8 protein-coding genes are annotated in these 12,379 nt (G+C 74.3%); 4 read left to right on the forward strand and 4 right to left on the reverse strand.

Annotation, left to right across the window (positions count from 1 at the left end; translation table 11 throughout):
• The first annotated feature begins 15 nt into the window (after positions 1-15).
• The 3 genes from ACZ63E_RS38060 to ACZ63E_RS38070 are packed head-to-tail and all read left to right on the forward strand — an operon-like array spanning position 16 to position 3,929.
• A complete protein-coding gene (locus tag ACZ63E_RS38060) occupies positions 16-1,428 on the forward strand; it encodes a class I adenylate-forming enzyme family protein (RefSeq protein ID WP_465341180.1) in 1,413 nt (470 codons plus the stop codon).
• Between the two features lie 27 nt (positions 1,429-1,455).
• Positions 1,456-2,391: an ACP S-malonyltransferase gene (locus tag ACZ63E_RS38065; protein WP_465341182.1), complete on the forward strand. Its 936-nt coding sequence runs from the start codon at positions 1,456-1,458 to the stop codon at positions 2,389-2,391.
• Positions 2,388-3,929: an MFS transporter gene (locus tag ACZ63E_RS38070; protein WP_465341184.1), complete on the forward strand. Its 1,542-nt coding sequence runs from the start codon at positions 2,388-2,390 to the stop codon at positions 3,927-3,929. The genes ACZ63E_RS38065 and ACZ63E_RS38070 overlap by 4 nt, the downstream gene beginning before the upstream one ends.
• Positions 3,930-4,012: 83 nt before the next feature.
• Here the strand turns inward: ACZ63E_RS38070 and ACZ63E_RS38075 are convergent, their stop codons facing one another.
• Entirely contained in the window at positions 4,013-6,772 is a 2,760-nt protein-coding gene (locus ACZ63E_RS38075) for an AAA family ATPase (protein WP_465341185.1), read from the reverse strand.
• A 400-nt stretch (positions 6,773-7,172) separates the two neighbouring features.
• Here ACZ63E_RS38075 and ACZ63E_RS38080 point away from each other — a divergent pair, with 400 nt between their 5' ends.
• Entirely contained in the window at positions 7,173-9,764 is a 2,592-nt protein-coding gene (locus ACZ63E_RS38080; RefSeq protein ID WP_465341186.1) for a helix-turn-helix transcriptional regulator, read from the forward strand.
• Between the two features lies 1 nt (position 9,765).
• Here ACZ63E_RS38080 and ACZ63E_RS38085 read toward each other — a convergent pair whose 3' ends face one another.
• The 3 genes from ACZ63E_RS38085 to ACZ63E_RS38095 are packed head-to-tail and all read right to left on the reverse strand — an operon-like array spanning position 9,766 to position 12,147.
• Positions 9,766-10,344, reverse strand: a complete 579-nt coding sequence (locus ACZ63E_RS38085) for a cysteine hydrolase family protein (protein WP_465341188.1) — start codon at positions 10,342-10,344, stop codon at positions 9,766-9,768.
• Positions 10,337-11,707 carry an MFS transporter gene (locus ACZ63E_RS38090; protein ID WP_465341189.1) on the reverse strand — a complete coding sequence of 457 codons (1,371 nt, stop codon included), beginning with the start codon at positions 11,705-11,707 and terminating at the stop codon, positions 10,337-10,339. Before ACZ63E_RS38090 ends, ACZ63E_RS38085 begins: the two co-directional genes overlap by 8 nt.
• A complete protein-coding gene (locus ACZ63E_RS38095; RefSeq protein ID WP_465312155.1) occupies positions 11,704-12,147 on the reverse strand; it encodes a MarR family winged helix-turn-helix transcriptional regulator in 444 nt (147 codons plus the stop codon). Before ACZ63E_RS38095 ends, ACZ63E_RS38090 begins: the two co-directional genes overlap by 4 nt.
• Between the last annotated feature and the right edge of the window lie 232 nt (positions 12,148-12,379).

Consider the following 12,379-nt stretch of genomic DNA (forward strand, 5'->3'; position numbering starts at 1 on the left):
CGGAAAGGACTTCCCATGTTCGCGAAGATCTATTCCCCCGACGCGGTCACCGGCGGCGCGGCCTTCGAACAGCAGGCCCTGCGCGTGGCCGAGGTGCTGCGCGACCGCGGGGTCGGCTCCGGCGACCGCGTGCTGCTCAAGGCCGAGAACACGCTGGGCTACCTGACCGTCCTGCTCGCGCTGATGCACGTCGGCGCGTCCATCGTGCTGGTGGACCACATGGAGCACGCCGACCGGACCGCCGAGACGATCGCCTCGTCGGGGGTGGTGCTCGCCGTTGTCGACGACGACGCGCCGATGCCCGCCGACGCGCCCTCGGCGTTCACCTACGAGATCATGGTCGCCGCCGCGGACCGCGTGCCGGACGACGTCCACCTGCGCTTCGACGCGTGGGAGAAGCTGCCCGACAGCCTGGTGATGTGGTCGTCCGGCTCGACCGGCGTACCGAAGGGCGTCGCGAAGAACGGCGCGAAGTTCCTGAAGAACCTGGAGCGCAACGCCGACCTCGTCGGGCACCACTCCGGTGACGTCCTGCTGCCGCTGCTGCCGTTCAACCACCAGTACGGCCTGTCGATGGTGCTCATCGCGTGGCTGCGGGACTGCGAGTTCGTGATCGCGCCCTACCGCCGTCCGGACCGGGCGCTGCGCCTGGCCGGGCGGGCCGGGGCCACGGTCGTCGACGCGACGCCGTCGACCTACCGCAGCCTGTTCAACATCATCACCAAGCGCCCGGCGCTGAAGGAGGACTTCGGCCGGGTGCGGATGCTGTGCAGTGGCGCGGCGCCGCTGGAGAAAGCCGTCGTCGAGCAGGGCGAGGAGCTGTTCGGCCTGACGCTGCTCGACAGCTACGGCAGCACCGAGATGGGCAACGTCGCCTTCGCGAACCTCGAGAACCCGCACGGCTGCGGGCACGTCGTCGAGGGCCTCGAGGTCGAGGTGCGCGCCGAGGACGGCACCGTGGTGCCCGCCGGCGAGGTCGGCGAGCTGTTCGTGCTCGACCCCGACCTGATGGAGGGCTACCTCGACGGCGCCGGGCGCATCCGGCCCGTCGACCGCGGCTGGTACGCCACCGGCGACCTCGGGCTGCTCGACGCGGACGGGAACCTGTTCGTCGTCGGCCGCAAGCGGGCGGTGCACCGCAACGGGCACACCCTGCACCCGGACGTCATCGAGCACCGGCTGGCCGAAGGCGGCTGCTCGGCGAAGATCGTCGCGCTGCCCGACCAGCGGCGCGGGTCGAGCCTCGTGTTCGTCGTCCAGGACGACGCCCTGCGCGACCCGCGGTACTGGCGCGACCGGATCAACGGGGTGCTGCCGCCGGCCGAGCAGCCGAACCGCGTGCTCGTCACCGAGCAGTTCCCGTTGAACCGCAACGGGAAACCCGACCGCCAGCAGCTGGAACGGTTCGCCGTCGCCGAACAGCTCTGAACCTCCTGCCGAAACTGGGTGTACACAGTGGACAACACCGCGGACGCCGTCCTCTTCCCCGGCATGGGCCCGGCCCGCGCCGGGGAGCTGGGCCGGTTCCTCGTCGTCGACCCCCGCGCGCGGAAGCTGCTCGGCGTCGCGGAGGAGGCGCTCGGCCATTCCCTGCTGGACCCGCTCGCCCGCGACGGCGACGAGTACACCGAGCACAGCCAGCTCGCGTTCGTGCTCGCCTCGCTGGCCGTGGCCGAGCGGGCCGAGCAGGAGCACGGCCTGGCGCCGGTCGCGGTCGGCGGGTCCAGCTTCGGCGAGCGCGCCGCCGTGGTGCGCGCCGGGGCGCTGCCGCTGGCCGACCTCGTCCGGCTGGTCGCGGAAGTGGCCCGGCGCGAACGGGCCTACTTCGAGCGGGCGCACCAGGACCTGGTGAGCCAGTTCGTCGTCCGGACCCCGGAACCCGCGCTCGCCGGCGTCCTCGACGGGATCGGGCACGAGCTGTCCGGCCGGTTCGACGACGACGTGCACCTGGTGACGCTGCGGGAAAGCGAGCTCGGCGAGTTCGTCCGGCGGGTCCGCGCGGCCGGCGGCTACGCGCTCACCACCATGCGGCCGGCGGCGCACGCGCGGGCGCTCGGCCCGCTGCGCGACGAGCTGGCCGAAGTCTTCGGCGGGTTCGGGTTCACCGACCCGGTCCTGCCGATCGTGTCCGATCAGGACGGAGAGCCGGTCCGGACCGGCGACGGGGCGGCGTCACTCCTGCTGGAGTCGACGGTCAACGCGGTGCGGCTACCCGAGCTGGTCCACCGGTTCGCCCGGCTCGGCGTCGGCCGGGTCCTCGTCGCCGGTCCGGACCACCTGCTGCACCGGCTGCCCGGCCTGACCGGGCGGTTCACCCTGCTGCGCGCCGACCTGCGCGCCACCCTGAAACCGCCGCGGCGGCCGCGCCTGGCCCGGGCGGTGGCGGCATGAGCACCCGGGTCCGCAACCTCGCGACGATCCTGGTGTCCTGCCTCGCGCAGCTGATGGTCGCGATCGACATGACCGTGCTGCACCTGGCCGTGCCGGCGCTCACGACCCAGCTCGGCGCGTCCGCCGAGGAGCTGCTGTGGATCGCCGACGTCTACGGGTTCGCCATGGGCGGGCTCCTGGTGACGATGGGCAACCTCGGCGACCGGCTCGGCCGTCGCCGGGTGCTGGTCATCGGCGTCACGGCGTTCGCCGTGGGGTCGCTGCTGGCCGCCTACGCCCCGACCGCCGGGCTGCTGATCGTCGCCCGCGCCCTGCTGGGTGTGGCCGGCGCGGCCGTGCTGCCGTCGACGTCTTCCTTGCTGCGCGCGGTGTTCACGACCCAGCGGGCGCGGACCGCGGCCGTGGGCGCCGGCGCCGGGGTGTCGGCGGCCGGGTTCGCGATCGGCCCGATCGTCGGCGGGGTGCTGCTGGACCACTTCTGGTGGGGTTCGGTGTTCCTCGTCAACGTCCCGGTCGCGGCGCTGATCCTGCTCGCGACCCGGCTGGTGCCGGAGTCCCGCAGCAACAACCGGCTGCCGCTCGACGCGCTCAGCGTCGGGCTCTCGATCGTCGGGGTCATCGCGCTGGTGTACGCGCTGAAGGGCGCGTTCTACGCCGGACTGTGGTACCCGGAGGTGCTGGGGGCGTTCGCGCTCGGCGGCGGCTGTCTGGTCGTGTTCCTCCGCCGTCAGCGTCGGCTGGCGTCCCCGCTGATCGACGTGGAGCTGTTCCGCCGGCGCGGGTTCTCGGCGTCGGTCGGGTCGAACCTCGTGTCGGTGTTCACGATGTCGGCGTTCGCGCTGATCAGCAGCCAGTACTTCCAGCTCGTGCTGGGCTGGAGCCCGCTGCGCTCGGGCCTGGCGTTCGTGCCGGGCGCGCTGGCCGCGCTCGTGGCCGGCGGGGTGCTGGCGGCCAAGTGCGTGCGGCGGTTCGGCCGCGCGCCGACGGTGTCGGGCGGGCTGGCGCTGGCGGCGCTCGGGTTCGGCCTGTTCGGCTCGGTGGGCGCGGACACGCCGTACACGCTGGTGCTGGCCGCCCAGGTGGCGTTCGGCGCGGGTGCCGGGCTGACCCTGACGGTCACCGGCGACACGATCCTCGGCACGGCGCCGAGGGACCGCGCGGGCGCGGCGGCGGCGATCTCCGCGACGGCGTACGAGCTCGGCGGATCCCTCGGCATCGCGGTGGTGGGCAGCGTGCTTTCGGCGGTGTACCACGCGGAGCTGACCCTCCCGGCGGGCGTGCCCCCGGCGCTGGCGGCCCAGGTCCACGAGTCGTTCAGCGCCACGGCGGCGGTGGCGGCGGGCCTGCCGGAGCCGGTGGCGAGCGCGGTCCGCCTGGCGGCGGAGCAGTCGTTCGTCGGCGGGATCCGGACGAGCATGCTCGGCAGCGCGGCGGTGATGGTGGTGCTGTCGGTGGTGGCGCTGCGGACGTTGCGGCGGGTGCCGAAGGTGATCGAGAACCCGCTGGACCAGCCGCAGCCGGTGGACAGTCCACAGTAGACAGCGCGAGTCCGAACGTACTGAATGACTCATTCATGACGTCAGACGCCATGAATGAGTCATTCATGGCGGTCCGGCGCGGGTCAGGACAGGTATTCGCCCGTGAGGATCGCGGCCGCCAGCTCGACCCGCGACCCATACCCGATCCGAGAGAACATCCGCGACAGCCGCCCCTCCACGCTCTTCTCGCTCGTATCGAGCACCACCGCCAGCTGCCGGTTGCTCAGCCCTTCCGCCACGAGGATCGCCAGCAGCCGTTCGTTCTCCGCCGCCGCCTCCGCTCGTCCCGGTCCGGCGAACCCCATGTCGCGCAACACTTTCCGCAGGCGTGCTCGCCAGAACCACGCGCCCACCTCGCCGTACAGCTCGTACGCCTCGTTCAGCAGCCGCTCGGTGTCGTAGCCCGCCAGGCCGGCCCACAGGTACGCCATCGCCGTCTCGTACGGGACGTCGCGGCGTTCGCGGGCGATCGCCACCGCGCGGCGGGCCGCCGCCGCGTCGCGGTAGGCCGCCGCCCGGGACAGGTGGTGGCACAGGTGTGCGCGGGCCGTGTCGAGGCGCATCGCCGTGCGCGCCGAACGGTCCACCCAGTGCTCGGCCTCGCGGCGGTTCTTCCGCAGCAGCGCCGAACGCGTCAGGTCGGCCCACAGGTCCTCGGTGCCGAGCAGGTAGCCGCCCTGGTCGGCGCTGCGGGCGGCCGCGAACAGCAGCTCGTCGGCGGCCTCGTCGTCGCCGAGCTTGCGCAGCACGGTGAACTCCGCGTGGTCGATCACGTGCGACATCGGCATGTCGCGGCCGTCGGCGGCCAGCGCCCGGGCACGGGCCAGCCAGCCCTGCCCGCCGAGGATGCGGATCGCCCCGCCCATCATCATGTTGTGCATCGGCCGGGCCGGGTCGGTGCCCTCCAGCATCGTCCGGCGGGCCAGCTCCATCGCCTCCGGCCAGTCGCCGCCGAGGTAGTTGAGGTAGAACCGGTCGGGCCCGGACAGCTGCTCGACGGTCAGCCCCGCGTCCGCCATCCGCCGCTGCGCGTGCTGGTGCTCCCCCAGCTGCAGCAACATGTCCAGCTCGAACCGGCGCTGCTCGAACCAGTGGTTCGGCAGGTGCCCCGAGCGCCACCGCTCCGGGTGCTCGACGAGCTCGAACAGCTGCGACGAGTCCCCGAGCACCACCCGGGCGCCGGCCAGGAACATCGTCCCGAAGTCGGCGGTGACGCTGTTGCTGCCGCTCCACACCTCCCGCCGCCGCTCCAGCAGGTCGCACGCCTCGATCCAGCGGCCGGACATCATCAGCGCGAACGCCTGGTTGACGACCTTCAGCGCCGGGTCGTCCGGCAGCACCGGCGACGCGCCCGCGGCGATCTCGGCGAGCTCGCCGAACTCCCCGCGCGCGGTCAGCCCGGTGATGAACACGATCGACAGCTCCTGCGCCTGGTGCGGCTCGAGGTGCGCGACGTGGTCCCGCAGCACGTGCCGCGCGCAGTCCCCCGCCTCGGCCTGCCGGTAGTGCAGCGCCCGCGCGCCGCTGAGCAGCAGCAGCGCTTCGGCCCGCTCGGCCGGGGTCGTCACGCGGGCCACCGCCGCGCTGAGCCAGCGTTCGGCCTTGACGCCGTCGGTGAGCAGCACGCGCCGGCCGTGGGCGAGCAGCTCGGTGGCGGCCCGGCGGGCGTCGACGAGCGCGCCGGCCTGCGCGACGCGGTCGAGCAGGAAGTCGTCGTCGGGCACCCGGACTTCGCCTTCCCACACCGCGTGGACGGCGTGCGCGGCCAGGTTCCGCCAGGCGTAGGGCCCGAGCCGCGACAACAGGCCGTCACGGACGGCGGGCACCCGGAACCAGAGCCGGCCGTCACGGTGCCGGACCAGCACCCGCCGGTCGACGAGCCCCTCGACCGCCGCCCGGACGGTGGTCTCGTCCCGGCCGAGCGCGGCCGCGGCCAGCGTCGCCGCGGCCTCGCCCAGTGGGGCGAGCACCGCCATCGCCTCGGCCACCTCCCGGTCCTGCTCGCCGACGTCGGTCGTGACGCGCAGCAGCGGGTGGTCCTCGGTGGCGACCGGCGGGTCGACCCAGTCGGCGCGGTAGGCCGTGCGGTCCACGATCCGCATCGCCCCGGCGGACCGGTACCCGCGGACCAGCGCGGTCAGCGCCGCCGGGTTGCCGCGGCCCGCCGCGTACAGCTCGCCGACCAGGCTCGCGCTCGGCCGGGCCGAGATCAGCCCGGCCAGCAGGGACCGCGACTGCGTCCGGGACAACGGTCGGAGCAGCCGCAGCCGTGCCCGGCCTTCGGCCCGCAGCCGGGCAAAGGTTGCGCGGGCCGGGGCGTCGGCGCCGGCCCCGAGCCGCAGGGTGGCGACGACGCCGATGCGCGTCTCCTCGGAACACTGGCGCAGCAACGGGCCCAGCAGACCGGCGGTGCCTTCGTCCAGCCACTGGGCATCGTCCACCAGCACCACCAGCGGGCCCCGGGCGCGCAGGAGCGGGAACACCGCGGTGGTGACCATCGCCGCGGTTTCCGGCCGGCCGCCGGGCGCCGCGCTCACGCGGGAGAGCAGCGACAGCGCGGGCTGCACCGGCGGATCGTCCTCCGACCGGCCCGGTTCCAGGCCGCTGAGCAGCCGGTACACCACGCCGTAGGGCAGTTCGCGATCGAGCTCGGCCAGCCGCAGGACAACGACGGTCGCCGAGCCCGCGAGCTCCGCGGCGAGCCGGTCGAGCACGGTGCTGCGCCCGCTGCCCGGTTCGCCGGCCAGCACCGTGAGCGGTGTCGTGCCGAGCCACGCGTCGTCCCGGAGGAAGCCGACCTCCTCCGCGCGGGCGTCCGCCCGCGCCCCCTTCGCAGCGACCATGCCGTCCAGTTGACCAGCTCCGGCGAGCCGCCCGTCGGTCCCGATCGGTCGACCGGGTGTGCCGGGGCAACAACGATGCCTGAAGGTGACCGGGGACCGCGGCCCGGCTGGACGAACCGGACAGGCGGCAGCACGCTCGGAAAGCAGGGGGACGATCCGCCGCCCGTTCGCGCCGATGCCGCCGGCGCCGGGCCGGTCGAGGAGGAACATGGGAGTTACCGATCCGGCCAAAAGCAGGCCGCCCCTTACGCGGGACGGAACCGTTGATGCGAAGCCGTTCGGCCGTAGCGGTGGTCGGATTGGTCACGATCGGCGCAGTACGGCGGTCACGGACGCCGGGCCGGGCGACGCGCTCGCCGCGCTCGATCGTGTGCTCACCGGCCCGGGCGCGGTGTGGCTGGTGCGCGGACGCCTCGGCGCGGGACGCAGCACGGCGCTGGCGGCGATGGCCGCGCGCGGCCGCCGGACCGGCGCGGCGGTGCTGGCGGTGCCCGCGGGCGCGGCCCCGCACACCGCGCTGGTGCGGCTGACCACCGAGCTGGTCGAGCTGATCACCGCGCTGGACCGGCCCGAGCTGGTGAGCATGCTGACCGCGGTGGCGTGGCTGCGCAGCCGGCTCGACTCCGGCGCCGGGCCCCGGCCGCTGCCGGTGGCGCACGACCTCGTCACGATCTTCGCCACCCTCGCGCCCTACACCCGGATCGTGCTGCAGTGCGATGACTTCGACCACCTGCCGCCGGACATCGCGGCGGTGCTGGCGCTGGTCGCCGAGGGCGCTCGCGCCGCCGGGACGATCACCGTGGCGACCGCCGCGGAGCAGGGCGGTGGACCCGCCGGCCGGCTGCTCGCCGTCGCGGACGGCACGGTCGACCTGCGCCCGCTCACCGCCGCCGAAACCACCGCGCTGCTGCCCGACTGGACCACCGCCGACGGCCGCCGCGCCAGCGACCCCGGGCTCGTCGACAACCTCCGCACGGCCCTCGGCCCGCTGTTCGGCAACCCCGGCACGGTCCGCGCGACGGTCGCCGAGCTGCGCGCCCGCGGCTGCCTGGTCGTCGTCGACGACCACGTGTGCCTGGCCGGGACCGGGCTGCCGATCCTGCTGCCGGCGAACCACCCGCTGCCGCTGCGGCTGCACGCGCTCGGGCCGGCCGCGCGGAAGCTGGCCGCCGTCGTCGCGGTGCTCGGTGAGCACTGCACCCCGGCGGTCGACCACCTGACCGGGCTGGCCGCCTCGGCCGGGATGTCGCTGCCCGCCGCCGGGCGGGTGCTGGACGAGCTGGTGCGCACCGACGTCCTGCGGATCGGGCACGACGGCGCGGTCGGGTTCCCCGTGCCCGCGCTGGCCGACCGGCTGCGGGTGGAGCGGGACGCCCGCTGGCGCCGGGCCCTGCACGGCGGCATCGCCGGGCACCTGATGGCCGAGCGGCGCGCCGGCTCGACGCTCCCGGCGTCCGCGATCGCCCGGCACCTCGCCGAACTGCCGCCGTCCACAGTGGACGTCGACGCGGCCGGGGTGCTGGTGGAAGGCGCGGAGACCGCGGCCCCCGACGACGCGCGCCGCTACCGCGTCACGGCGTTGCGGTGCCTCGATCCGGACGACCCGCGGTTCCCCGAAGTCCTGCGGGCGGTGCTCGCCGACAGCTTCGCGACCGGCGCCTACGGGCAGCTCGCGGACGACCTCGCCACGGTCGTCGCGCCCCGGCTGACCGGCCGGGGGCCGTCGGCCACGGCACTGGTGTGCTGGCTCGGCGCGCTCGCCCACGAACACCGGCTGCTCGAGCTCGACGTCGTCCGGCCGCTGGCCGCCACGCTCGGCCCCGCCGCCACACGGCTGTTCGGCGCGGTCCGGCGGGCCGACCGCACGGCGGCCTCGGCCGCCGCGCACGACCTGGGCGGCAGCGGGGACGACCTGTTCGACCTCGGCGCGACCGTCCTGCTCGCGTGCCTGCCCGGCACCGCCGCCGACGAGGTGTCCGAAGCCGCCGACCTCTACGACTTCCCCCACGTGCTGGAGAACCTGCTGCCCGGCCGCTATCGCGCGCCTTCGACCGGCTTCGCGGCCGGCTGGCACGGCGTGCGCGAGGCCTACCGCGCGGGCGACTGGGACACCGCGCTGTCGCGGGCCCGGCGTCTCGAAGGCGCCCGGCTGTGGTGGGAGTCGCCGCGGCGGCACCGGTTCGCGAGTGTGTTCGCCGCCGAGATCTGCGCCCAGCGCGGGGAACCGGACCGCGCCGCGAGCTGGCTGCGCCGGATCCCGTTCCCCGCCGCCGCGGCCACGTACGTCGCCTGGGTCCGCTGCGCGTTGCGTCGTTACGCCGGGCAGCCCGGTGAAGCGGTGGAGCTGGGCTGGGAGGAGTACGTCGCCTGCCGCGGGCAGGGGGTGCACGCGGGCGCGGAGTTCCTGCTGGCGCGGCTGCTGCGGTGCGCGCGCTCGGTGAACGACCACACCGGTGTCGAGCGGTTGCTGGCCGAGCTGGAGGACCTGACCGAGCACCACCCCACGCTGTCGACCCGGGAGACGTTCCTGGTCTACGGCGGTCTGGTCCGCGAGGATCCGGTGGCGGTCCGCGCGGGCCTCGACCTGGCGCGCCGCTCGGGCGACGTCTTCCGGGTCGCCGAAGCGTGCGTGGCGCTGGGTGAGCTGAGCCCGGTCCCGGCGCCGTGGCTGCTCGAAGCGCACCGGACGCTGAAGCGGCTCGGCGCGTCGGCCGCGATGGCCCCGGTCGCCGAGCTGCTGGACCGCCGCCGCATCACCGTCCCCCGCGACCGCACCGACCGCGCGGCGCTCGACCCGCTGGAGCAGCGGATCGCCGACCTGGTCGCGAGCGGCCGCACGAACCGCCAGATCGCGGCGGCGCTGAGGATCAGCGAAAAGCGCGTCGAGGCCCGGCTGACGTCGTTGTTCGAGCGCACGGGCTGCCACTCCCGGGTCGAGCTGGCGGCCGCGTGGCTGCAGGGCCGCCTGGGCGCGGCGGCGATCCCGGCCTGAGTCAGGCCCAGACGGCGTCGAGGTCCGCCACGTCGGTCACGAGCGCGGCCCGTGGGAACAGCTGCCGGGTGAGGAAGTCGTGGGTCTCGGCTTCGCGGTCGGCGCAGGCGTCGCGCAGGACGACGATCCGGTAGTCGCGGTCCATCGCCTCGCGCACGGTCGACAGCACGACGCCGCTGGTGCTGATCCCCGCCAGGACGATCGTGGTGACGCCCCGCGCGCGCAGCTGCTCGTCGAGGTCCGTGGTGGTGAAGGCGCCGACGCGGATCTTGCGGACCTGGACGTCGCCGGGCTGCGGGTCGAGCCGGGCGTCGAGCTGGGTGGTGGGCGCGTCGGCGTGCATCGCCGCCCGCATCTGGGCCGACGCGACGAGCCCGCCGAAGAAGCTGGTCTCGGGAATGGCGTCGAAGTCCGCGTCTTCGAATGCGACGCGGACCCAGCCGACGTGGCCGCCGCGCTCGCGGAACTGCTTGGTGGCGAAGGAAACCCGGTCGAGGAGCGGGCCGGTGTCGGGCAGCTGCCCGACGATCCCGTTCTGGTAGTCCATCACGAGCAGCGCGGTGGTCGTGGCGTCAGGCATGGTTGTTTTCCTTCAACGATCGGTCGAACACGGTGCTGAGCAGGAACACGACGCCGATGCCGATGAGCAGCAGCGCCAGGTGGTGCAGGCCGCCGGTGTCGGCGGCCTGGCCGTAGAACGCGCCTTGCAGCGCGGAGGAGATAATCGCGCCGAGGTAGCCGAAGGTGCGCAGCAGCCCGGCCGACGCGCCGGTGTCGGCCGGATCGGCCTGGCGGTACACGGAGTTCTGCAGGGCGAGGCTGTTGAGTCCTTGCGGGATCCCGAACACGACCGCGACGAGGACGAGCAGCCAGACCGCGGCGGCGGAGTCCAGCGTCAGCAGAAGAGCGCAGCCGGCGAGCTGGCCGACCGCGGCGACGGCGAGCTTGCCGCGCACCGCCTCCCGCCGTCCGGTGACCAGCGAGACGACGATCCCGGCCGCGAACAGCGGCAAAGTGGCGAGGCCGGCTTCGCTCGCCGACAGGCCACGGCCGTGTTCGAGCCATTGGGTGTAGCCGTAGACGACGCTGTAGGACACGACGTACGCCAGCAGCGCGCGCCCGTAGGTGGCCAGCAGCGGGCGGTTGCGGCCGAGGAGCCGCAGGTTGATGAACGGCCGGGCGTGCGTCAGCTCGCGGGCGGTGAAGCCCGCGGCCGCGACGGCGGTGATGACAAGCAGGTACCAGTCCCCCGCGCCCGGGTGCATGAGGAACAGCAGCAGCGCGACGAGCGCGGCGGCGAAGAGCACCATCCCGGGCAGGTCGAGGTCGAAGGCCCGCTTGGGCCCGGTTTCCCTGGGCCGCTTCGGAAACCGGCGGGCGCCGAGGACGAAGGCGAACAGCGCCAGCGGGATGTTGAGGGCGAAGGTCGTCCGCCAGCCGCCGACGCCGATGAGCAGCCCGCCGAGCGCCGGGCCGATCACGGAGATCGTCTGGGTCGAGATCGCGAGCACGGTGAGCACGGCCGCGGGGCTGTCCTGGCCGGTTCGCTCGCTTTCGTCGCGGATGAGGCGCATCGCGGCCGGATAGCCGGCGCAGGTGCCGAAGCCGAGCACGACCCGCGCGACGACGAGCACCGCGAGGTTCGGCGCGAGCACGCCGATCACTCCGGTGAGGCCGACCAGTGCGGTGGCGGGCAGGAAGACCCGCCGCGGGCCGTAGCGGTCGATCAGCCGGCCCGCCACCGGCTGCCCGACGGCGGTGGCGAGGTAGAGCGAGGAGATCAGCCACGCGGTCGCCGACGCCGGTTCCCCGAAGGCGACCCCGATCGGCACCAGCGCAACGGCGATGACGGTCGAGTTGACCGGGTTCAGGACGGCGCCCGAGATCAGCGGGGCGAGCAGTTTCCGGTTGAAGCCGGCTTCGCTGGGGGCTGCGCTCTTCACGGCTCCACGACGCGTTCGAGCAGGACCAGGGCTTCGTTGACGACGGCGAGTTCGGGCTCGGTGAGCCGCTGGGCGAGGGTCCGCGCCAGCCACTCGTGCCGCGACGCGCGGGCGCCCTGACCGTGTTTCCGCCCGGCGGGGGTGAGGAAGAGCAGCTGACGGCGCCCATCGGCGGGATCGGCCTCCCGCCGCACGAGCCCCAGCTTCTCCAGGGCAGCAACGGTGGCCGCCATCGACTGCGGCCGCACCCGTTCGGCCCCGGCGAGCACACTCGCCGACGACGGTTCACTCACGGCGAGCCGGGCGAGGGCGGAGGCTTGGGCGGAGGTGAGTTCACCGACGGCGGAGGCATCTTGCATCTGGCGCCGCAGCCGCCCGACGACGACGCGCAACGCCTGCGCGGCGGTGACCGCGGCGGGCGAGACTGTCTTGGCGCTCATATAGGCAGGGTAAACTGAACAGGTAAGGCTGTCAATTTTTCGGGACTGGGGCGGTGGGTTGTCCGGATTGTTGGGAATCCACAGTGGACTGAGGTGGCAGGGTCGAGATCCGAGCGTGGGGGGGGGGGGGGGGGGGGGGGGGGGGGGGGGGGGGGGGGGGGGGGGGGGGGGGGGGGGGGGGGGGGGGGGAGGGGGGGGGGGGGGCAGGACACACAATAACCAACACCCCCCT

It is taken from the genome of Amycolatopsis sp. NPDC104819 (genome assembly GCF_055583145.1).

Bases quoted from the DNA above. Each gene is read 5' to 3' on its own strand.
- ACZ63E_RS38060 (WP_465341180.1), top strand. From the start codon at position 16: ATGTTCGCGAAGATCTATTCCCCCGACGCGGTCACCGGCGGCGCGGCC.
- ACZ63E_RS38095 (WP_465312155.1), bottom strand. From the start codon at position 12,147: ATGAGCGCCAAGACAGTCTCGCCCGCCGCGGTCACCGCCGCGCAGGCG.
- ACZ63E_RS38085 (WP_465341188.1), bottom strand. From the start codon at position 10,344: ATGCCTGACGCCACGACCACCGCGCTGCTCGTGATGGACTACCAGAAC.
- ACZ63E_RS38075 (WP_465341185.1), bottom strand. From the start codon at position 6,772: ATGGTCGCTGCGAAGGGGGCGCGGGCGGACGCCCGCGCGGAGGAGGTC.
- ACZ63E_RS38070 (WP_465341184.1), top strand. From the start codon at position 2,388: ATGAGCACCCGGGTCCGCAACCTCGCGACGATCCTGGTGTCCTGCCTC.